Source organism: Sphaerotilus microaerophilus (genome assembly GCF_023734135.1).
Taxonomy (GTDB): Bacteria; Pseudomonadota; Gammaproteobacteria; order Burkholderiales; family Burkholderiaceae_C; genus Sphaerotilus; species Sphaerotilus microaerophilus.
Genome location: NZ_AP025730.1, coordinates 2,050,098 through 2,072,397 on the forward strand (window position 1 = coordinate 2,050,098; position 22,300 = coordinate 2,072,397).

Annotated in this window: 16 protein-coding genes; 12 read left to right on the top strand and 4 right to left on the bottom strand. The window is 67.3% G+C overall.

All coding sequences use genetic code 11. The features are described from left to right. Nucleotides 1–11 precede the first annotated feature (11 nt). The 4 genes from NGK70_RS09055 (at nt 12) to NGK70_RS09070 (ending at nt 4,708) form a co-directional block, all read left to right on the top strand. Nucleotides 12–518, top strand: a complete 507-nt coding sequence (locus tag NGK70_RS09055; protein ID WP_251972915.1) for a MaoC family dehydratase — start codon at nt 12–14, stop codon at nt 516–518. Nucleotides 519–559: 41 nt separating this feature from the next. Continuing rightward, complete coding sequence (locus tag NGK70_RS09060) at nt 560–2,251, top strand: electron transfer flavoprotein-ubiquinone oxidoreductase (protein WP_251972916.1); 1,692 nt, start codon at nt 560–562, stop codon at nt 2,249–2,251. 121 nt (nt 2,252–2,372) lie between these two features. After that, a complete protein-coding gene (locus NGK70_RS09065; RefSeq protein ID WP_251972917.1) occupies nt 2,373–3,998 on the top strand; it encodes a 3-(methylthio)propionyl-CoA ligase in 1,626 nt (541 codons plus the stop codon). Nucleotides 3,999–4,024: 26 nt separating this feature from the next. Next, nucleotides 4,025–4,708, top strand: coding sequence for a response regulator transcription factor (locus NGK70_RS09070; RefSeq protein WP_251972918.1), 684 nt, complete (start codon nt 4,025–4,027; stop codon nt 4,706–4,708). A 153-nt stretch (nt 4,709–4,861) separates the two neighbouring features. On the opposite strand, the gene sucD is transcribed toward NGK70_RS09070, so the two are convergent. The 3 genes from sucD to NGK70_RS09085 form a co-directional block, all read right to left on the bottom strand. After that, on the bottom strand, nt 4,862–5,755 hold the full coding sequence (sucD, locus tag NGK70_RS09075) for a succinate--CoA ligase subunit alpha (RefSeq protein ID WP_251972919.1): 894 nt from the start codon (nt 5,753–5,755) through the stop codon (nt 4,862–4,864). Nucleotides 5,756–5,892: 137 nt separating this feature from the next. Further along, nucleotides 5,893–7,053: an ADP-forming succinate--CoA ligase subunit beta gene (gene sucC / locus NGK70_RS09080; protein WP_251972340.1), complete on the bottom strand. Its 1,161-nt coding sequence runs from the start codon at nt 7,051–7,053 to the stop codon at nt 5,893–5,895. Between the two features lie 148 nt (nt 7,054–7,201). Next, the gene (locus NGK70_RS09085; RefSeq protein ID WP_251972920.1) at nt 7,202–7,852 is read right to left on the bottom strand and encodes a GntR family transcriptional regulator; all 651 of its coding nucleotides are present in this window, start codon (nt 7,850–7,852) and stop codon (nt 7,202–7,204) included. A 166-nt stretch (nt 7,853–8,018) separates the two neighbouring features. Here NGK70_RS09085 and scpA point away from each other — a divergent pair, with 166 nt between their 5' ends. The 8 genes from scpA to NGK70_RS09125 all read left to right on the top strand — a co-directional run bounded on the left by scpA (nt 8,019) and on the right by NGK70_RS09125 (nt 20,516). Further along, nucleotides 8,019–10,199 (top strand): methylmalonyl-CoA mutase, encoded by a 2,181-nt coding sequence (gene scpA, locus NGK70_RS09090; RefSeq protein WP_251972921.1) that lies wholly within the window; start codon nt 8,019–8,021, stop codon nt 10,197–10,199. Between the two features lie 40 nt (nt 10,200–10,239). Continuing rightward, nucleotides 10,240–10,737, top strand: a complete 498-nt coding sequence (locus NGK70_RS09095) for a GNAT family N-acetyltransferase (RefSeq protein ID WP_251972922.1) — start codon at nt 10,240–10,242, stop codon at nt 10,735–10,737. Then, a complete protein-coding gene (gene meaB / locus NGK70_RS09100; RefSeq protein WP_251972923.1) occupies nt 10,734–11,759 on the top strand; it encodes a methylmalonyl Co-A mutase-associated GTPase MeaB in 1,026 nt (341 codons plus the stop codon). The genes NGK70_RS09095 and meaB overlap by 4 nt, the downstream gene beginning before the upstream one ends. Before the next feature lie 84 nt (nt 11,760–11,843). Further along, nucleotides 11,844–13,376, top strand: a complete 1,533-nt coding sequence (locus tag NGK70_RS09105) for an acyl-CoA carboxylase subunit beta (protein ID WP_251972924.1) — start codon at nt 11,844–11,846, stop codon at nt 13,374–13,376. Between the two features lie 20 nt (nt 13,377–13,396). Then, nucleotides 13,397–15,472 carry an acetyl-CoA carboxylase biotin carboxylase subunit gene (locus tag NGK70_RS09110; protein WP_251972925.1) on the top strand — a complete coding sequence of 692 codons (2,076 nt, stop codon included), beginning with the start codon at nt 13,397–13,399 and terminating at the stop codon, nt 15,470–15,472. A gap of 89 nt (nt 15,473–15,561) precedes the next feature. Further along, nucleotides 15,562–16,023 carry a VOC family protein gene (locus NGK70_RS09115; protein ID WP_251972926.1) on the top strand — a complete coding sequence of 154 codons (462 nt, stop codon included), beginning with the start codon at nt 15,562–15,564 and terminating at the stop codon, nt 16,021–16,023. Between the two features lie 142 nt (nt 16,024–16,165). Beyond that, nucleotides 16,166–18,064 (top strand): propionate--CoA ligase, encoded by a 1,899-nt coding sequence (locus NGK70_RS09120; protein WP_251972927.1) that lies wholly within the window; start codon nt 16,166–16,168, stop codon nt 18,062–18,064. A gap of 214 nt (nt 18,065–18,278) precedes the next feature. Further along, nucleotides 18,279–20,516, top strand: a complete 2,238-nt coding sequence (locus NGK70_RS09125; RefSeq protein ID WP_251972928.1) for an NADP-dependent isocitrate dehydrogenase — start codon at nt 18,279–18,281, stop codon at nt 20,514–20,516. A 54-nt stretch (nt 20,517–20,570) separates the two neighbouring features. Here the strand turns inward: NGK70_RS09125 and NGK70_RS09130 are convergent, their stop codons facing one another. Continuing rightward, entirely contained in the window at nt 20,571–22,292 is a 1,722-nt protein-coding gene (locus NGK70_RS09130; RefSeq protein ID WP_251972929.1) for a caspase family protein, read from the bottom strand. Nucleotides 22,293–22,300 lie beyond the last annotated feature (8 nt).

A 22,300-nucleotide genomic window follows, 5' to 3' on the forward strand; every position in this document is an offset into this window, starting at 1 on the left:
GGAGCCACGCCATGAACGAGATGAACGGCCACGACATCGAGGACCTGCGCCCCGGCATGCAGGCCACCTTCTCCAAGACGCTGACCGAGGCGGACATCGTGCTGTTCGCCGGTGTTTCGGGCGACAACAACGCGGTGCACGTCAACGAGGAGTTCGCCGCCACCACGCCCTTCGGCGGGCGCATCGCGCATGGCTTCCTGACCGCCAGCGTGATCTCCGCGGCGGTGGCCAACCGCCTGCCCGGCCCGGGCACGGTCTACCTCAGCCAGCAGATGAAGTTCCGCGCCCCGGTGCGCCCCGGCGACACGGTGCACGCCACCGTCACCGTGACGGCGGTGGACGAGGCGCGTGCCCGCGCCACGCTGGCCACCGTCTGCCGCGTGCGCGAGACGGTGGTGATCGAAGGCGAGGCCCTGGTGATGACCACCTCGCGCGCGCGGCGCGAGCGAGCCGCCGCCGAGGCTGCCGCAGCAGCAGCGGCGGCAGCAGCACCCACGGCTACACAGCAGCCGGCCTGACGCGCTCGCCCGCCCGCCCGGACAACGCAAGGAAGACCGCCATGACCCCGCAACAGATCCTTGATGCCCACGGCCCACGCGAGTCGATGGAATACGACGTCGTGATCGTTGGTGCCGGCCCGGCGGGCCTGGCCACGGCGATCCGCCTGAAGCAGCTGGCGGCCGAGAAGGGCAGCGAGGTCAACGTCGTGGTGCTGGAGAAGGGCTCCGAGCCGGGCGCGCACATCCTCTCGGGCGCCGTGATGGACCCGCGCGCGATGAACGAGCTCTTCCCCAACTGGAAAGAACTCGGCGCGCCGCTGAACCAGCCGGTCACCGGCGACGACATCCTGGTGCTGGGCCACGAGCACTGCAAGCGCATCCCGGATGCCCTGGTGCCGCGCAACTTCCACAACGAGGGCAACTACGTCATCAGCCTGGGCGCGCTGGTCAAGTGGCTGGCCGAGCAGGCCGAGGCGCTGGGCGTGGAGATCTTCCCGGGCTTCGCCGCCGCCGAGGTGCTCTACGACGAGGCCGGCTGCGTGCGCGGCGTGGCCACCGGCAACATGGGCGTGGGCAAGGACGGCGAGCCGGGCGATGCCTTCCAGCTCGGCATGGAGCTGCTGGGCAAATACACGATCTTTGCCGAGGGCGCGCGCGGCCATCTGGGCAAGCAGCTGCTGGCGAAGTACGACCTGACGGCCGGCAAGGATCCGCAGAGCTTTGCGATCGGCATCAAGGAACTCTGGGAGATCCCGCCCGAGAAGGCCCAGCCCGGGCGCGTGGTGCACACCGCCGGCTGGCCGATGGACGATGCGACCTTCGGCGGCGGCTTCCTGTACCACCTCGAAGGCAACCAGGTCACGCTGGGCTTCGTGATCGGGCTGGACTACACCAACCCCTGGCTGAGCCCCTTCGAGGAAATGCAGCGCTGGAAGACCCACCCGGCGATCCGCGCGCACATCGAAGGCGGCAAGCGCGTGAGCTACGGCGCGCGGGCGATCAACAACGGCAGCCCGCAGGCGATGCCCAAGATGGTTTTCCCCGGCGGCGCGCTGGTGGGCTGCGACCTGGGCACCATGAACGCCGCGCGCATCAAGGGCAGCCACGCCGCGCTCAAGAGCGGCATGCTCTGCGCCGAGGCGCTGTTCGAGGCCCTCAGTGACATCACCGCCGGGCGCGAGAAGGACGAGCTCAGCGCCTACCCGGCCGCCTTCGAGGCCAGCTGGCTGATGGAGGAGCTGCAGCAGACGCGCAACTTCAAGCTCTGGTTCAAGAAGGGCCGCCTGGTGGGCGAGCTGATGACGGGCGTGGAGCAGTGGTTCCTGCCCAAGATCGGCGTCGCCAGCCCGCCGTGGACGCTGCACCGCAGCGAGCCGGACCACGTGTACCTGAAGCCGGCCGACCAGTGCGCGAAGATCGAGTATCCGAAGCCCGACGGGAAGATCACCTTCGACCGCCTCAGCTCGGTGTTCGTGAGCAACACGAACCACGAGGAGAACCAGCCGGCGCACCTGACCTTGAAGGATGCGGGCGTGCCGGTGCGCGTGAACCTGGCCAAGTACGCCGGCCCGGAAGCGCGCTTCTGCCCGGCCGGGGTGTACGAGTTCGTCAACAAGGACGGCGCCGATCAACTCGTGATCAACGCGCAGAACTGCGTGCACTGCAAGACCTGCGACATCAAGGACCCGACGCAGAACATCAACTGGGTCACCCCCGAGGGCGGCGGCGGGCCGAATTACGCGGGGATGTGAGGCCGCAGCCGTCGTCGCGCCCCTGCGCCAACCCCCTCTTTGTTCCCAAACCATGGCGCTGCTGCGCTGGGCGCTGGCCGAGGTCCGTGCCCTTCACCCCCCATCCTCAGGAGACCTTCCGATGCAAGGCCAGATGATGAGCATGCCGCTGCTCACCTCCTCGCTGCTCGTGCACGCCGAGCGCCACCATGGTGACCGCGAGATCGTCTCGCGCCGGGTGGAGGGCGACCTCCACCGCATGACCTACCGCGATCTGGCGGCGCGCTCGCGCCGCCTGGCCAAGGCGCTGGGCCGGCTGGGGGTGCACAGCCCGGACCGGGTGGCCACGCTGGCCTGGAACGGCCACCGCCACATGGAGCTGTACTACGCGGTGTCGGGCATGGGGGCGGTGCTGCACACCATCAACCCGCGCCTGCACGCCGACCAGGTGGTCTACATCGCCGACCATGCCGAAGACCAGGTGCTGTTCTTCGACCTGACCTTCCTGCCGCTGGTGGAGGCGGTGGCCTCGCGGGTGAAGACGGTGCGCGCCTTCGTGGCGATGACCGATCGGGCCCACCTGCCCGCCTCGAAGATCCCCGGCCTGCTCTGCTACGAGGATTTGCTGGACGCCGAGTCCGACCACTTCGACTGGCCGAGTTTCCCGGAGGAGAGCGCCGCGACGCTGTGCTACACCTCCGGCACCACCGGCCACCCCAAGGGCGTGCTCTACAGCCACCGTTCCACGCTGCTGCACACCTTTGCCGCGGCCCTGCCGGACGCGCTGAACTGCTCGGCGGCCGACACCATCCTGCCGGTGGTGCCGATGTTCCACGTCAATGCCTGGGGCCTGCCCTACGTGGCCTGCATGGTCGGTGCCAAGCTGGTCTTCCCCGGGCCGGGGCTGGACGGCGCCTCGCTCTACGACCTCTTCGAGGCCGAAGGCGTGACGCTGTCGGCCGGGGTGCCCACCGTCTGGCAGGGGCTGCTGGGCCATGTGGGCAACAAGGGCCTGAAGTTCTCCACCATGCGCCGCACCATCATCGGCGGCTCGGCCTGCCCGCCGGCGATGATCCGCGCCTTCGAGCTCGATCACGGCGTGCACGTCATCCACGCCTGGGGCATGACCGAACTCAGCCCGCTGGGCACGGTGTGCAGCTTCAAGGCCCAGCATGCGCAATGGCCGGTGGAGCAGCGCCTGGCGCTGCAGTCCAAGCAGGGCCGCGCGATCTTTGGCGTGGACATGAAGGTGATCGACGGCGAGGGCCGCGAGCTGCCCGCCGACAGCCTGGTCAGCGGCGACCTGCTGGTGCGTGGCCACTGGGTGGTGTCGCGCTACTTCCGCGAGGAGGGCAAGGGTCCGTTGATGGACGGCTGGTTCCCCACTGGGGACGTGGCGCGCATCGACGCCGATGGCTACATGCAGATCACCGACCGCAGCAAGGACGTGATCAAGTCCGGCGGCGAGTGGATCGGCTCGATCGACCTGGAGAACGTCGCGATGGCGCACCCGGCGGTGGCGATGGCCGCCTGCATCGCCGCCAAACACCCGAAGTGGGACGAGCGGCCGCTGCTGGTGGTGTCGCTCAAGCCCGGTGCCACGCTGACGAAGCAGGAGCTGCTGGCCTTCTACGAGGGCAAGATCGCCAAGTGGTGGACGCCCGACGACGTGATCTTCGTCGAGGAGATTCCGCTGGGCGCCACCGGCAAGATGCTCAAGCACAAGCTGCGTGAGCGCTTCCGCGACCACGTGCTGCCCGGCGTCTGAGGCCACGCGCGAACGGTCGGATCACCATGCCGGTGTGGGTGTGTGCAGGCGAGGCGCAGCGCAGCCGGGCGCTGAGGCAGCGCCTGGAGCGCCTGGGCTTCCCGACCGTCCGGGAGGTCGGGGCGGGCCCGCCCGCGGCGGCGGTGCCGGTGGGCGAGGTCGACGTGCTGGTCCTTGCACTGGGCAACGCCGAGCGTGACGCGCTCAGCCGACTGCAGGCCTGGCGTGAGCGGCACGCCCTGCTGCCCATCCTTGCCGTGGTGGACGCTCCTTCGGTCACGCAGCGCATCCAGGCGCTCGACCATGGCGCCGACGACTGCGTGTCCGACGACGTCGACGACGCAGAACTCGCGGCGCGGCTGCGGGTTCGCCAGCGCCGCGCCGGCAGTGCCTCGGCCCGGTACCTCTGCTGCGGCCCGCTGGCCTACGACCCGGTCGACCGCACCGTGCTGTTGAACGGGCAGCCGCTGCGCTTGTCAATGCGGGAGCTGGAACTGCTCGAAGCCCTGATCCGACGCGCCGGCCGGCTGGCCAGCCCCGAGTTCCTGCAGCAGCGCCTCCTCGAACGCAGCGAGAGCGCATCCCTCAACTCGGTACAGGTCTACGTCTGCCGTCTGCGGCGCAAGCTTCGCCACGAGCCGGTCCACATCTCGACCGTCCGCGGCGAGGGTTACCGCCTGCACGTCGGCCCGCTGGGCGCGTCGCACTGAACGAATCGCACAGAGCGCGCCGCACTGAGCGCATCGGCGGCAGGCATGCGGCTTTGACAACAAGAAGGCCGCCCGAGGGCGGCCTTCCGTGCTTCAGCGGCGAGCGTCTGTGGCTGAGGCAGCACCGGTGGCCCGATGCCGCTCACCCCCTCCTCAGATCAGGCTCTTGAGGATGCGAGCCATCTCGGAGGGGTTGCGCGTGACCTTGAAGCCACACTCCTCCATGATCGCCAGCTTGGCGTCGGCCGTGTCCGCACCGCCGCTGATCAGCGCACCGGCGTGACCCATGCGCTTGCCCGCCGGAGCGGTCACACCGGCGATGAAGCCCACCACCGGCTTCTTCATGTTCGCCTTGCACCACATCGCGGCTTCGGCCTCGTCCGGGCCGCCGATCTCGCCGATCATGATCACCGCATCGGTGTCCGGATCGTCATTGAAGGCGCGCATCACGTCGATGTGCTTCAGACCGTTGATCGGGTCGCCGCCGATGCCGACCGCGCTGGACTGGCCCAGGCCGATCTCGGTCAGCTGCGCCACCGCTTCATAGGTCAGCGTGCCCGAGCGCGAGACCACGCCGATGCGGCCCTTGCGGTGGATGTGCCCCGGCATGATGCCGATCTTGATTTCCTCGGGCGTGATCAGACCCGGGCAGTTCGGGCCCAGCAGCAGCGTCTTCTTGCCGCCAGCCGCTTCCTTGGCCTTCATCTTGTTGCGCACTTCCAGCATGTCCCGCACCGGGATGCCTTCGGTGATGCAGATCGCCAGGTCCAGGTCCGCCTCGACGGCTTCCCAGATCGCCGCGGCCGCGCCCGCGGGCGGCACGTAGATCACGCTCACGTTGGCGCCCTGCTGCTGCGCGGCTTCCTTGACGCTGGCGTAGATGGGGATGTCGCTGAACTTCTCGCCCGCCTTCTTCGGGTTCACGCCCGCGACGAAGCAGTTCTTCCCGTTCGCATAGGCCTGGCAGCCCAGCGTGTGGAACTGGCCCGTCTTGCCCGTGATGCCCTGGGTGATGACCCGGCTGTCCTTGTTGATGTAAATGGACATGTGCGCCCTCGATTCGATTCAGGTGGCCGGTTGGCCGAATGGTTGGTGTGACCCAGCGGCCGCCGCGGATCCGGCTTTGCCGGTCCGCCAGCGGCGCCCCCTTGAGGGGGAGCGCCGTCAGGCGCTGCGGGGGTGGGTCATTTCACGGCTTCGACGATCTTCGTCGCGGCTTCGGCCATGGTGTTGGCCGCGATGATCGGCAGACCGCTCTCGGCCAGCATCTTCTTGCCCAGGTCCTCGTTGGTGCCCTTCATGCGCACCACCAGCGGCACGCTCAGGTTCACCGCGCGCGAGGCGGCGATCACGCCCTCGGCGATGGTGTCGCACTTCATGATGCCGCCGAAGATGTTGACCAGGATGCCCTTGACGTCCGGGTTCTTCAGCATGAGCTTGAAGGCCTCGGTGACCTTCTCGGTGGTGGCACCGCCGCCCACGTCCAGGAAGTTGGCCGGCTCGCCGCCGAACAGCTTGATGGTGTCCATCGTGGCCATGGCCAGACCGGCGCCGTTGACCAGGCAGCCGATGTTGCCGTCCAGGCTGATGTAGGCCAGGTCGAACTTGCTGGCTTCGACTTCGGCCGGATCTTCTTCGTCCAGGTCACGGTAGGCCACGATTTCGGGGTGACGGTACAGGGCGTTGGCGTCGAAGTTGAACTTGGCGTCCAGCGCGATCAGGTTGCCCTTGGAGTCGCGGTTGAGCGGGTTGATCTCGACCAGCGAGGCATCCGTCTCCATGTAGCAGCGGTACAGGTTCTTGAACAGCGTGACCGCCTGGTCGACCGTATGGCCTTCCATGCCGATGGCACGCGCGATCTTGGCGGCCTGCTCGTCGCCCAGGCCGGTCAGCGGGTCGATCAGTTCGGTGACGATCTTCTCGGGGGTCGAGTGGGCGACCTCTTCGATGTCCATGCCGCCTTCGCTGGAGGCGATGAAGGCGACCTTCTGCGAGGCGCGGTCGGTGACCAGGGAGACGTAGAACTCGCGGCCGATGTCGGCGCCGTCCTCGATGTACAGGCGGCGCACCTTCTGGCCCTCAGGCCCGGTCTGGTGGGTCTTGAGCTGCATGCCCAGGATCTGGCCGGCCAGTTCGCGCACGCCCTCGAGCGTCTTGGTGACCTTGACGCCGCCGCCCTTGCCGCGCCCACCGGCGTGGATCTGGGCCTTGACCACCCACACCGGGCCGCCCAGCTTCTGGGCCGCTTCCACCGCCTCGTCAACGGTGAATGCCGCATGGCCCCGGGGCACCGGGACGTCGAACTGGCGCAGGATTTCCTTGCCTTGGTACTCGTGGATCTTCACTGGGTTGGCTCCTCAATGGAAAAGGAAAAGGGGCTGGATGGGCGGGCGGGGCCGGATCTGCCTGGCGCGGGCAATGTGCCGCTTCAAGCTGACCGCAGGCTGAGTGATCAGGGTCTGGGGTGTCGGTAAAACGGCGGCGTGCAGCCGCTCAGGCGGAGGCAGCCTCCAGGCCGTTGTCGAGGTGCAGGCGCATGAGGCGCCTGGCGGCTTCGGCATCGCGCTGCTCGATGGCGTCCATCAGCGCGCGATGCTCGGCGAGCGACTCCTCCAGCCGGCCCTGCTTGAACAGCGAGTGGTGGCGGTTGAGCTTCATGACCTTGCGCAGGTCGCCGACGATCTGCTGGCTCCAGCGGTTGCCGCCGAGGGTCAGCAGCTGCATGTGGAAGGCCTCGTTGGTGGCAAAGAAGAACTCGCGCTGGTGCACTTCGCGCTCCAGCCGGTCGTGCAGGGCGCGTAACTGGGCGATCTCCGCCGGGGTGGCCTGGCGGGCCACTTCGCCGGCGGCGTCGCTCTCCAGCAGCGCCATCACGTGATAGACCTGCTGCACGTCCTGCACCGACATCTCGGTGACGTAGGCGCCGCGGCGCACCTTCATCGTCACCAGGCCCTCGACGGCGAGCACCTTCAGCGCCTCGCGCAGCGGCGTGCGGCTGATGCCGAAGTCGGCCGCGAGTTTCTGCTCGTCGATCCAGCTGCCGGGTTCGAGCTGGCGGTTGAAGATGCGCTCGCGCAGCCGCTCGGCCACGTCCTGGTAGAGGGCGCGGGGCGAAAGAGAGCGATCAGCGGCGGTCGGCAACACGGCGGCGTTTCTGTGGGAGGAGGTGCGGGCGGGGCGCGACGTGCGTCACGGCCACAGGCATCTTGAATTCATAATTATGCATCATGTATCATGGCGGTTGTCCAGTGCGCTTGAACGCCCCACGACGGCGCCAGGCGCACGCTCCGTGCCTCCCCAGGAAATCAACATGTCGCAGCCCGCCGCCCCGTCCCCCGAGTTCCAGACCGCCTCGCTTGAACAATGGGCGAAGGCCGCCGCCAAGTCGGCCGGGGGTGACCTGGCGAAGCTCGACTGGGTCACGCCCGAGGGCATCACCGTCAAGCCGCTGTATACCGCGGCGGACACCGCCAACCTGCCCTACGCCAACACGCTGCCGGGCTTCGAGCCCTTCCTGCGCGGCCCGCAGGCCACGATGTACGCAGTGCGCCCGTGGACGATCCGCCAGTACGCCGGCTTCTCGACCGCGGAAGAGTCGAACGCCTTTTACCGCAAGGCGCTCGCTGCGGGTGGACAGGGCGTGTCGGTGGCCTTCGACCTGGCCACGCACCGTGGCTACGACAGTGACCATCCGCGCGTGACTGGCGACGTCGGCAAGGCCGGCGTGGCAATCGACTCGGTCGAGGACATGAAGATCCTCTTTGACGGCATCCCGTTGGACAAGGTCAGCGTGTCGATGACGATGAACGGCGCGGTGCTGCCCGTGCTGGCCGGCTACGTGGTGGCCGCCGAAGAGCAGGGCGTGAGCCAGGACAAGCTGTCCGGGACCATCCAGAACGACATCCTCAAGGAGTTCATGGTCCGCAACACGTACATCTACCCGCCGGAGCCGTCGATGAAGATCATCGGCGACATCATCGAGTACACGGCGAAGAACATGCCGAAGTTCAACTCGATCAGCATCTCCGGCTACCACATGCAGGAAGCGGGCGCCAACCAGGCGCTGGAGATGGCTTTCACGCTGGCCGACGGCAAGGAGTACGTGAAGACCGCCATCGCCAAGGGCATGGACGTGGATGACTTCGCCGGGCGCCTGAGCTTCTTCTGGGCGGTCGGGATGAACTTCTATCTCGAGATCGCCAAGATGCGCGCGGCCCGCCTGCTCTGGGCGCGCATCATGAAGGGCTTCAACGCCAAGAACCCGAAGAGCCTGATGCTGCGCACGCACAGCCAGACCTCGGGCTGGAGCCTGACCGAGCAGGATCCGTACAACAACGTGGTGCGCACCACCATCGAGGCGATGGCCGCGGTGTTTGGCGGCACGCAGAGCCTGCACACCAACTCGCTGGACGAAGCGATCGCGCTGCCCACCGAGTTCTCCTCGCGCATCGCCCGCAACACGCAGCTGATCATCCAGGAAGAGACCCACATCACCAACGTGGTGGACCCCTGGGCCGGCAGCTACCTGATGGAGTCGCTCACCCAGGACATGGCCGACAAGGCTTGGTCGATCATCGAAGAAGTCGAGGCCATGGGCGGCATGACCAAGGCGGTGGACTCCGGCTGGGCCAAGCTGAAGATCGAGGCCAGCGCGGCCGAGAAGCAGGCCCGCATCGACTCGGGCAAGGACGTCATCGTCGGCGTCAACAAATACAAGCTGGCCAAGGAAGACCCGATCGAGATCCTGGACGTCGACAACGTCAAGGTGCGCGACTCGCAGATCGCGCGTCTGCAGCAGATCAAGGCCCGGCGAGACAGCGCTGCGGTGCAGGCCGCGCTGGAGGCGCTGACCGCCGCGGCCCGGTCCGGCCAGGGTAACCTGCTGGACCTGTCGATCCAGGCCATCCGTCTGCGCGCCACGGTGGGCGAGGTGAGCGATGCCCTGGAGAAGGTCTTTGGCCGCCACCGTGCGGACATCCAGAAGGTGACCGGTGTGTACGCAGCTGCCTATGACTCGGCCGAAGGCTGGGACAAACTGAAAGGCGAGATTGCCGCCTTTGCCGAGCAGCAGGGCCGTCGCCCGCGCGTGATGATCGCCAAGCTCGGCCAGGACGGCCACGACCGCGGCGCCAAGGTGGTGGCCACGGCCTACGCCGACCTGGGCTTCGACGTCGACATGGGACCGCTGTTCCAGACGCCCGAGGAGTGCGCCCGCCAAGCCATCGAGAACGACGTGCACGCCGTGGGCATTTCCACGCTGGCGGCCGGCCACAAGACGCTGGTGCCGGCCATCATCAACGCGCTGCGGGCGCAGGGCGCGGACGACATCATCGTCTTCGCGGGTGGCGTGATTCCGGCGCAGGACTACGGTTTCCTGTACGACGCGGGTGTCAAGGGCATCTTCGGCCCGGGCACGCCGATCCCGGCGTCGGCCAAGGTGGTGCTGGACCAGATCCAGGCGGCTACCGCAGCGGCACCCGCCCAGGGCTGAGCCGAATCGAGCCCACATCACCTGCTGGCAGGATCCGCGCGTGAACTCCTCGCTCGAACGCGGCAACACCTCGCCCCGCATCGTGCTGACGCCAGCCGACGAGGGTGACTTCGAGGCCCTGCTGTCGCTGCGCATGGCGGCGATGCGCGAGAGCCTGGAGTACATCGGCCGCTTCGATCCGCAGCGTGCACGCGAGCGCCTGAGCCGAGGCTTCAACCCGGCGCACACCCGCCACATCGTCTACGAGGGCGGGCTGGTGGGTTTCGTCGCGGTGATCCCGCGCGAGCACGACTGGCTGCTCGACCACCTCTACATCCATCCCACCGCACAGGGGCTGGGTATCGGCAGCTGGGTCATGGCCCAGGTGCTGGCCGAGGCCGACCGGCGCGGCGTGGCGGTGAGCGTCACCGCGCTCAAACACAGCGACGCGACCCGCTTCTACCAGCGCCATGGCTTCGTGCTCGAAGCCGAGGGCGAGTGGGATCTCTACTTCCGCAGGCCGGCGCAACCGAACGCGTCGCGAGCGCCGAGAGCATGAGTCTGAATACCCTGGACGCGGCAGACGCCGGTCTGCTGCAAGGCATCGTCCGTGGCAACGCGGCGGTGCAGCGCCGCTCGATGGCCAAGGCGATCACGCTGCTCGAATCGACCCGGGCCGACCACCGCGCCCGGGCCGATGCGCTGCTCAACGCCCTGCTGCCGCACGCCGGCCGCTCCTTCCGCCTGGGCATCTCCGGCGTGCCCGGCGTGGGCAAGAGCACCTTCATCGAGGCGCTCGGCATGCACCTGATCGGGCGGGGCCACCGCGTCGCGGTGCTGGCGGTGGACCCGTCGTCCAACGTGTCCGGTGGCTCCATCCTCGGCGACAAGACCCGCATGGAGCAGCTCTCCGTGCATCCGCAGGCCTACATCCGCCCCAGCCCCTCGTCGGGCACGCTGGGCGGTGTGGCCGAGAAGACGCGCGAGTCGATGTACGTGGCCGAGGCCGCAGGCTACGACGTGGTGATCGTCGAGACCGTCGGCGTGGGCCAGAGCGAGACCGCGGTGCAGCAGATGACCGACATGTTCTGCCTGCTGCAGCTGCCCAACGCCGGCGACGACCTGCAGGCCATCAAGAAGGGCGTGATGGAGCTGGCCGACCTGGTGGTGATCAACAAGGCCGACATCGACGAGAACGCGGCGATGCGTGCGCGCGCACAGATTACCTCCGCCCTGCGGCTGCTCGGGATGCACGGCAACCCAGACCATGCTCATCATGATCAGGCCTTCTGGCATCCCCAGGTCATCCAGATCAGCGCGCTGAAGTCGCGCGGGCTGGACGACTTCTGGGCGGCCGTCAGCACCTTCCGCCGCCTGCAGGAGGGCAACGGCCGCCTGGCGGCACGCCGGCAGCAGCAGAGCCTGGCCTGGATGTGGGAACGCATCGAGGCCGGTCTGCGCGAGCGCTTCCGCGCCCACCCGGACGTGCGCGCCCGGCTGGGCGACATCACCGAGCAGGTGCGCGCCGGCAGCCTGGCGGCCTCCGTGGCCGCGCGGCGGCTGCTCGACCTGGCCGCCTGAGCAACCCGCCAGACGGCCAGCGCGCGACGAACGCAGCAACGAATCCTTTTCGACACCCGAGTTTTTCCCCGAGGAGTGGACTCCATGCACGACATCCAGCAGATGCTCGAAGAAAAGCGCGCCAAGGCCCGCCTGGGCGGTGGCCAGAAGCGCATCGACGCGCAGCACAAGAAGGGCAAGCTGACCGCGCGCGAGCGGCTCGAACTGCTGTTCGACGAAGGCACCTTCGAAGAATGGGACATGTTCGTCGAGCACCGCTGCGTCGACTTCGGCATGGCCGACACCAAGATCCCCGGTGACGGCGTCGTGACCGGCTACGGCATGATCAACGGCCGGCTGGCCTTCGCCTTCAGCCAGGACTTCACTGTCTTTGGCGGCGCCCTCTCCGAGTCGCACGCCGAGAAGATCTGCAAGGTGATGGACCAGGCGATGAAGGTCGGCGCGCCGGTGATCGGCCTGAACGATTCGGGCGGCGCGCGCATCCAGGAAGGCGTGGCCTCGCTGGGCGGCTACGCCGACGTGTTCCAGAAGAACGTGATGGCCTCGGGCGTGATCCCGCAGATCAGCATGATCATGGGCCCCTGCGCTGGCGGCGCGGTGTACTCGCCCTCGATGACCGACTTCATCTTCATGGTGAAGGACAGCTCGTACATGTTCGTCACCGGTCCGGAAGTCGTGAAGACCGTGACCCACGAGGACGTGACGGCCGAGGAGCTGGGCGGCGCCACCACCCACACCACCAAGAGCGGCGTGGCCGACCTGGCCTTCGACAACGACGTGGAGGCGCTGCTGATGCTGCGCCGCTTCTTCAACTACCTGCCGCTGAACAACCGCGAGAAGCCGCCGGTGCGCCCGAGTGGTGACCCGGCCGCGCGCCTGGACCATTCGCTCGACACCCTGGTGCCCGACAACGCCAACAAGCCCTATGACATCAAGGAACTGATCGTCAAGGTGGTGGACGACGGCGACTTCTTCGAGCTGCAGCCCGACTACGCCGCCAACATCGTCATCGGCATGGCCCGCATGGAAGGCCAGACGGTCGGCATCGTGGCCAACAACCCGCTGGTGCTGGCGGGCTGCCTGGACATCAAGTCGAGCATCAAGGCCGCGCGCTTCGTGCGCTTCTGCGATGCCTTCAACATCCCGGTGATCACCTTCGTGGATGTGCCCGGCTTCATGCCCGGCACCTCGCAGGAGTACGGCGGCATCATCAAGCACGGCGCCAAGCTGCTCTACGCCTACGCCGAGTGCACCGTGCCGAAGGTCACCGTCATCACCCGCAAGGCCTATGGCGGCGCGTATGACGTGATGTCGTCCAAGCACCTGCGCGGCGATGTCAACTTCGCCTGGCCGAACGCCGAGATCGCGGTGATGGGTGCCAAGGGCGCGGTGGAGATCATCTTCCGCGAGGACAAGGGCGACCCGGCCAAGCTGGCCGCCAAGGAAGCCGAATACAAGGCCCGCTTCGCCAACCCCTTCGTGGCCGGCGCACGTGGCTTCATCGACGACGTGATCCAGCCGCACGAGACGCGCAAGCGCATCTGCCGCTCGCTGGTGATGCTGCGTGACAAGAAGCTGGACAACCCCTGGCGCAAGCACGGCAATATCCCTCTGTAAGCCCCGCGGAGCACACGAACATGTTCAAGAAGATCCTGATTGCGAACCGCGGCGAGATTGCCTGCCGCGTCATCAAGACCGCGAAGAAGATGGGCATCGCCACCGTCGCGGTGTATTCCGAAGCCGACAAGGACGCCCGCCACGTCGAGCTGGCCGACGAGGCCGTGCTGCTGGGCCCGGCGCCCTCGCGCGAGTCCTACCTCGTGGCCGACAAGATCATCGCCGCCTGCAAGGCCACCGGTGCGCAGGCCGTGCACCCGGGCTACGGCTTCCTGTCGGAAAACGAGGCCTTCGCGCGCCGCTGCGAGGAAGAGGGCATCGCCTTCATCGGCCCGAAGCACTACTCCATCGCGGCGATGGGCGACAAGATCGCCTCCAAGAAGCTGGCCAACGAGGCCAAGGTCAACACCATCCCGGGCTATAACGACGCCATCGACACGCCCGAGCAGGCCGTGGAGATCGCCAAGGGCATCGGCTACCCGGTGATGATCAAGGCCTCGGCCGGCGGCGGCGGCAAGGGCCTGCGCGTGGCCTTCAACGACAAGGAGGCCTTCGAGGGCTTCTCGTCGTGCCGCAACGAGGCGCGCAACAGCTTCGGCGATGACCGCGTCTTCATCGAGAAGTACGTGCTGGAGCCGCGCCACATCGAGATCCAGGTGCTCGGCGACAGCCACGGCAATGTGCTGTACCTCAATGAGCGTGAATGCTCGATCCAGCGCCGCCACCAGAAGGTCATCGAGGAGGCGCCGAGCCCCTTCATCAGCGACGCCACGCGCAAAGCGATGGGCGAACAGGCCGTGGCCCTGGCCAAGGCGGTGAAGTACCAGAGCGCCGGCACGGTGGAGTTCGTGGTCGGCAAGGACCAGGATTTCTACTTCCTGGAGATGAACACCCGCCTGCAGGTGGAGCACCCGGTGACCGAGTGCATCACCGGGCTGGACCTGGTCGAGCAGATGATCCGCGTCGCCGCCGGCGAGAAGCTCAGCTTCACCCAGGCCGACGTCAAGAAGGAAGGCTGGGCGATCGAGTGCCGCATCAACGCGGAAGACCCCTTCCGCAACTTCCTGCCGTCCACAGGCCGCCTGGTGCGCTACGCGCCACCGGCCGCCGACCTGGAGCAGGGCAGCGAGACGTTGCAAGGTAATGCTTACGCCGGCAGCCACTTCGGTGGCGTGCGCGTGGACACCGGCGTCTACGAGGGCGGTGAGATCCCGATGTTCTACGACTCGATGATCGCCAAGCTCATCGTGCACGGGCGGGACCGCAACGAGGCCATCGCCAAGATGCGCGAGGCGCTCAACGGCTTCGTGATCCGCGGCATCAGCAGCAACATCCCCTTCCAGGCCGCCCTGCTGGCGCACCCGAAGTTCGTCACCGGCCAGTTCAACACCGGCTTCATCGCCGAGCACTACAGCCGTGGCTTCAGGGCCGAGGACGTGCCGCACGACGACCCGCTGTTCCTGGTGGCGCTGGCCGCCTTCGTGCGCCGCAAGGCCCGTGAGCGCGCCGCCGGCATCAGCGGCCAGCTGCCGGGCCACGGGGTGGCGCACAAGAATCAGATGGTGGTGGTGCAGCTGGGCGCCGAGGGCGAGCACGTCTACCACGACGTGACGCTGGGCGACTTCGACCCCAAGACCGGGACGATGGACGTGAGCCTGGGCGGCAAGACCTTCGCGATCCAGAGCTTCACCAAGCTGGGCGCGGTGCTGATGACCGGCAGCGTCAACGGCCGGCCGTTCAGCGCCCAGGTCGAGCACGGCTCGTCCAAGCGCCCGCTGGCGTTGCGGGTGGCGCACAACGGCACCGCCATCGAGGCCCTGGTGCTGCTGCCGCGTGCGGCCGAGCTGTTCAAGCTGATGCCCTACAAGGCACCGCCTGACCTGTCCAAGTTCCTGCTGTCGCCCATGCCGGGCCTGCTGGTCGACGTGGCGGTGACAGTGGGGCAGAAGGTGCTGGCCGGCGAGAAGCTCGCCGTCATCGAGGCGATGAAGATGGAGAACATCCTCGTCGCCACGCAGGACTGCGTGGTCAAGGAAGTCCGCGCCGGCAAGGGCGAGAGCCTCGCCGTCGATCAGGCCATCCTGGCGTTCGAGTGAGGCTGGGTGACAGCCCCCACGTTCACCTTGTTCACTACCCCCCATGGGGGCGCAGGGCTCCCTTGGGGCGGCCCGGCGGGAGCCCAGAAATGACCAAACCCTTCAAGATCCTCGGCATCCAGCAGATCGCCATCGGCGGGCCGGACAAGACCCGGCTGCAGAAGCTCTGGGTTGACATCTTCGGCCTGTCGATCAAGAGCACCTTCGTCAGCGAGCGCGAGAACGTCGACGAGGACATCTGCGCGCTGGGCTCCGGCCCCACCGCGGTGGAGGTCGACCTGATGCAGCCGCTGGACATCGAGAAGAAGCCGGCGGTGCACGCCACGCCGCTCAACCACGTCGGCCTGTGGGTCGACGACCTGCCCCGCGCGGTGGAGTGGATGAGCGCCAACGGCGTGCGCTTCGCTCCGGGTGGCATCCGCAAGGGTGCGGCGGGCTACGACATCACCTTCATCCACCCGAAGTCGAACGACGAGTTCCCCATCGGCGGTGAAGGCGTGTTGATCGAGCTGGTGCAGGCGCCGCCGGAAGTGATTGCCGCGCTGGGCTGACGCTCCGGCTGGGGTTGTCTTCGGCAGGCCCCAGCCTGACTTGGCGCATGCCGAAAACATGCGACTGACAGGCGCTCGTCAGCCGCATGATTTTGAATTATGAATTCACGAACAAGCCATCCCGTCCCCTAGGAGACCGCCTGTGACGACCTACGCCGAATTCCATCGCCGCTCTATCGAAGACCGTGACGGCTTCTGGGGCGAACAGGCCCAGTTGATCGACTGGCACAAGCCCTACGACCAGGTCTGCGACTACTCCAACCCGCCGTTTGCCAAGTGGTTCGCGGGCGGTGAGACCAACCTCTGCCACAACGCGGTCGACCGCCACCTGAAGGACCGGGCCGACCAGAACGCGCTGATCTTCGTCTCCACCGAGACCAACACCGAGAAGGCCTACAGCTTCCGCGAGCTGCACGCCGAGGTGCAGCGCATGGCGGCGATCTACCAGTCGCTGGGCGTCAAGAAGGGCGACCGCGTCCTGATCTACATGCCGATGATTGCCGAGGCGGCGTTCGCGATGCTGGCCTGCGTGCGCATCGGCGCGATCCACTCGGTGGTGTTCGGCGGCTTCGCCAGCCACTCGCTGGCCAACCGCATCGACGACGCCCAGCCGACCCTCATCGTCAGTGCCGATGCCGGCATGCGCGGCGGCAAGTCGGTGCCGTACAAGCACCTGCTGGACGAGGCGATCAACCTCTCGGTCCACAAGCCCGCCAAGGTGCTGATGGTCAACCGCGGCCTGGCCGAGTTCGCCAAGGTCGACGGCCGCGACGTCGACTACGCCGAGCTGCGCGCCCAGCACATGGACACCGTGGTGCCCTGCGAGTGGGTTGATTCCACCCACCCCAGCTACATCCTCTACACCTCGGGCACCACCGGCAAGCCCAAGGGCGTGCAGCGCGACACCGCCGGCTACACCGTCGCGCTGGCCGCGTCGATGAAGCACATCTACCTGGGCAACCCGGGCGAGACCTACTTCAGCACCTCCGACATCGGCTGGGTGGTAGGCCACAGCTACATCATCTACGGCCCGCTGATCAACGGCATGGCCACGATCATGTACGAGGGCCTGCCGATCCGCCCGGACGCCGGCATCTGGTGGAGCCTGGTCGAGAAGTACAAGGTCACGGTGATGTTCTCGGCGCCGACCGCCGCGCGCGTGCTGAAGAAGCAGGATCCGGCCTACCTGAAGAAGTACGACCTCTCCAGCCTGAAGGCGCTGTTCCTGGCCGGCGAGCCGCTGGACGAGCCGACTGCCACCTGGATCGGTGGCGAGCTGAACAAGCCCATCATCGACAACTACTGGCAGACCGAGACCGGCTGGCCGATCATGGCCATCTGCAACGGCGTGGAGCCGGCACCGACCAAGTTCGGCTCGCCGGGCAAGGCGGTCTACGGCTACGACGTCAAGCTGATCGACGAGACCACCGGCGAGGAAATCACCGAGGCCAACAAGAAGGGCGTGATCGCCGTCAACGGCCCGCTGCCCCCGGGCTGCCTGCAGACTGTCTGGGGCGATGACAAGCGCTACGTCAGCACCTACTGGTCAAGCATCCACAACAAGGTGATGTACTCCACCTTCGACTGGGGCGTGAAGGACGCGGACGGCTACTTCTACATCCTGGGCCGCACCGATGACGTGATCAACGTGGCCGGCCACCGCCTGGGCACCCGCGAGATCGAGGAGAGCATCTCCAGCCACCCGAACGTCGCCGAAGTGGCGGTGGTGGGCGTGGCCGACCAGCTCAAGGGCCAGGTCGCGGTGGCCTTCGCGGTGCTGAAGGATGTCAGCAAGGCCGCTTCGCCGGAGCAGGCCAAGGCGCTGGAAGCCGAGATCATGAAGGTGGTGGACGGCCAGCTTGGCGCCGTGGCGCGCCCGGCGATGGTCAAGTTCGTCAACGTGCTGCCCAAGACCCGCTCGGGCAAGGTGCTGCGCCGCGCCATCCAGGCGGTCTGCGAAGGCCGCGACGCCGGCGACCTGACGACGATGGAAGACCCGGCCGCGCTGTCGCAGATCAAGGACCTGGTCTCCCCGGGCTGATCAGGCCCCGTCGCGAAACAGATGCAGCACAGGCCACCCCGCAGGGTGGCCTTTTTTTTGTGTCAGCCACGCAGAAAATTTTGCATCATGGGATGGCGATTCAAAAAACCGTGCCCGGGTCAGACCGCCGAAAGCAGAATCGAGCATCTTTCGATGTTGCCGTGCACTGTCACACGGCAAGTGGCTTCCACATACCGATCCGAGGAGATTCCTGATGAGCGAGCAGCAGTCCACCATCATCTACACGCTGACCGATGAGGCGCCCCTGCTGGCGACCTGCGCCTTCCTGCCCGTCATCCGCGCCTTCACCGCGCCGGCCGGTGTGAGCGTCCAGACCAGCGACATCTCGGTGGCCGGGCGCATCCTGGGCGAGTTCCCGGACTTCCTGACCGAGGAACAGCGCGTGCCGGACAACCTGGCCGCACTGGGCAAGCTGACGCTGCGCCCGGAAGCCAACATCATCAAGCTGCCCAACATCAGCGCCTCGGTGGCCCAGCTCAAGGCCGCGATCAAGGAGCTGCAGGGCAAGGGCTATGCGATTCCCGACTATCCGGAAGCGCCCAAGACCGATGAAGAGAAGGCCATCCGGGCCCGCTACGGCAAGTGCATCGGCTCGGCGGTGAACCCGGTGCTGCGCGAGGGCAACTCCGACCGCCGCGCGCCCCGCGCCGTCAAGGAATACGCCCGCAAGAACCCGCATAGCATGGCCGAGTGGAGCCAGGCCTCGCGCTCGCACGTCTCGCACATGCATGCCGGCGACTTCTACCACGGCGAAAAGTCCATGACGCTGGACCGCGCCCGCGACGTGCGCATGGAGCTCATCACCAAGAGCGGCCAGACCATCGTCCTCAAGCCCAGTACCAAGCTGCTGGACCGCGAGGTCATCGACAGCATGTTCATGAGCAAGAAGGCGTTGCTGGCCTTCTACGAGCGCGAGATCGAGGACGCCCGCAAGACCGGCGTGATGTTCTCGCTGCACGTCAAGGCGACCATGATGAAGGTGTCGCACCCCATCGTGTTCGGCCACTGCGTCAAGATCTTCTACAAGGAGGCGTTCGAGAAGCACGCCAAGCTGTTCGAGGAGCTGGGCGTCAACGTCAACAACGGCATGGTCGATCTGTACAACAAGATCGCCTCGCTGCCGCAGAGCAAGCAGGACGAGATCAAGCGTGACCTGCACGCCTGCCACGAGCATCGCCCGGAACTGGCGATGGTGGACTCGGCCAAGGGCATCACCAACTTCCACTCGCCCAACGACGTGATCGTCGACGCCTCCATGCCGGCGATGATCCGCAACGGCGGCAAGATGTGGGGCGCCGACGGCCGCTTGAAGGACGTCAAGGCCGTGATGCCGGAGTCGACCTTCGCCCGCATCTACCAGGAGATGATCAACTTCTGCAAGTGGCATGGCGCCTTCGACCCGAAGACCATGGGCACGGTGCCGAACGTGGGCCTGATGGCGCAGCAGGCCGAAGAGTACGGCTCGCACGACAAGACCTTCGAAATCACCGAAGACGGCGTGGCCAACATCACCGACAACAACACCGGCGAGGTGCTGCTGAGCCAGGACGTGGAAGCCGGCGACATCTGGCGCATGTGCCAGTGCAAGGACGCCGCGATCCGCGACTGGGTGAAGCTGGCCGTCACGCGCGCCCGCAACTCCGGCATGCCGGTGGTGTTCTGGCTGGACTCCTACCGTCCGCACGAGGCGCAGCTGATCACCAAGGTCAAGATGTACCTGCACGAGCACAACACCGCCGGGCTGGACATCCAGATCATGAGCCAGGTGCGCGCCATGCGCTACACGCTGGAGCGCGTCATCCGCGGCCAGGACACCATCAGCGCCACCGGCAACATCCTGCGCGATTACCTGACCGACCTGTTCCCGATCATGGAGCTGGGCACCAGCGCCAAGATGCTGTCCATCGTGCCGCTGATGGCCGGTGGTGGCATGTACGAGACGGGCGCGGGCGGCTCGGCTCCCAAGCACGTGCAGCAGCTGGTGGAAGAAAACCACCTGCGCTGGGACAGCCTGGGTGAGTTCCTGGCGCTGGCCGTGTCGCTGGAAGACCTGGGCATCAAGACCAGCAACGCCAAGGCCAAGATCCTCGCCAAGACCCTGGACGCGGCCACCGGCAAGCTGCTGGACAACAACAAGGGCCCGTCGCCCAAGACCGGCCAGCTGGACAACCGCGGCAGCCAGTTCTATCTGTCGATGTACTGGGCCCAGGAGCTGGCGGCTCAGACTGAAGATGCCGCACTGGCGGCCCACTTCGCCCCCCTGGCGAAGACCCTGGCCGAGAACGAGGCCACGATCATCGCGGAACTCGCCGCGGTGCAGGGCCACGCGGTGGACATCGGTGGCTACTACATGGCCGACAGCGACAAGGTGAAGGCCGTGATGCGCCCGAGCGCCACCTTCAACGCGGCACTGGCGGCAGCCCGCGGCTGACCTCGGCAGACCGGTCTTCCGCTGTCGTGCGAGGCCACCTTCGGGTGGCCTTTTTCATGGCCGCCGGGCCAGCTGCGACAGCACCAGCTTGTCGCCGATCAGCGAGCCGTACTCCCAGGGTTCCTGCACGCCGCGTGTGCTGGCCATGACCTTCTGGCGCACCCGGCGCAGCACCAGGGCGATGTCCTCGGCCTCGTCCAGGTGCTCCAGCAGCGCGGTGGTGTAGGGGCTGTTGCGCCCGGCGCCATCGGCGGCGGTGCTGCCGTCGCGGGTGGCGAAGGAGATCAGCGTGCCGGTGGCCGCGTTCACTGCCGCCAGCCCGCGCGAACTGCCGCGGCTGCCCGCGAGTGAACGTGCCAGCGGGTTGTCCCGGCAGGCATCGAGGAAGACGATCTTGGTGCGCCCCGGCAGGTGGTCCTCCAGCAGGGTGTTGAGCGATACCGCCTCCAGCGCGACGTTGATCGACCGGCCGCTGGCCAGGTCCAGGTCGATGGGGATCAGGTAGTTCACGCCATTCACCTGCATGCCGTGGCCAGCGTAGAAGAGCACCACCACGTCCGCATCCTGGGCCTGCGTGGCGAACGCCGCCAGCGCGGCCACCAGCTGCCGCCGTGAGGCGTCCTGCAGCAGCTGTACCTGCAGCCCGTAGGCCCGCAGCCGCTGGCTGATTGCCGCCGCGTCATTGCGCGGGTTCGTCAGCGGAGCGCTCGGGTAGGCCGAGTTGCCGATCACCAGCGCGTGGGCCTTGAGCCCAGCCGTAGCAGGGACGGTGGCCGTGGCCTTGGGCGCAGGGCGGGCCGTCGACGCAGCAGCGGTGGGGCCAGTGGGTGCCGTGGGGGCGGGGGACGGCGTTGTCGACGGTGGCGGCGAAGAGGGTGGGGAAGGCCACGTTGAAGATGATGGCGCGGGCGTAGGTGCAGAGGTTGGCCTCGTCGCAGGCACGTTGGTGGGGGCTGCGGTGGCGGTTCGCCCCTCGGAGCGTGGCAGCAGCAGCGCCATCGCCTCGGGCTTGCCGAAACCAGAACCCGACAGGAAGTAGCGCTCCAGCTGTGCGGTGTAAGCCTCGGCCCAGGTCGTCAGTGCAGCCAGGTAGCGGCCCGCCGTTCCCTGGCGATCGCCGACGGCGCGCTTGAACTGCGGCATCGCCTCGGCGCCGTCGTCCAGCCCCTGCTGGGTCGGGTCCAGGTAGGCGACATACCCGATGCGGTCGCCATTGAGCCGGGACAGGTAGCCCTGCTGCACCAGCCCGTTCACCGCGAAGAGGCCGGCCTGGCCGGCAAGGGGCCCCAGGTGCTGTGCCACCCACGCATTCTTGCTGCCCGTGGCCCGATGCACGGTGGAGCGCAGGTTCGGGAAGGTGTGCAGCTGGTTGCAGCGCACCACCACGCTGTTGGTACCCGTCTCGAAAGCGTTCACCACCAGCACGTTGGACCGTTGTGCGGCCGAGTCGCAGGGCTGGCCGCTCCAGTTGACCTGGGCGAAGGCAGAGAACTCCAGCAGCAGTGCGCTGATGTCCGATGGCTGCTGCGTGTTCACCAGCACGAGGTGATGCATCGTCTGGCTCGGCTTCCATGACCCGGTGAGGCGGGTCTCCTCGTCATGGCGTTCCACCACCCGCCAGCGGCCCTGCGGCAACGGGATCTTCTTCAGCAGGCCCAGCTCGATGGCGCCCTCCACCACGTCGCCCGCCGCCGGCACGCCCGCCGCCACCGGTGCGCTGCCCAGCAGCGAGAGCAGCGAGCACAGGGCCGCCGCGATCCATCGTCCTGCATCCATGGTCACCC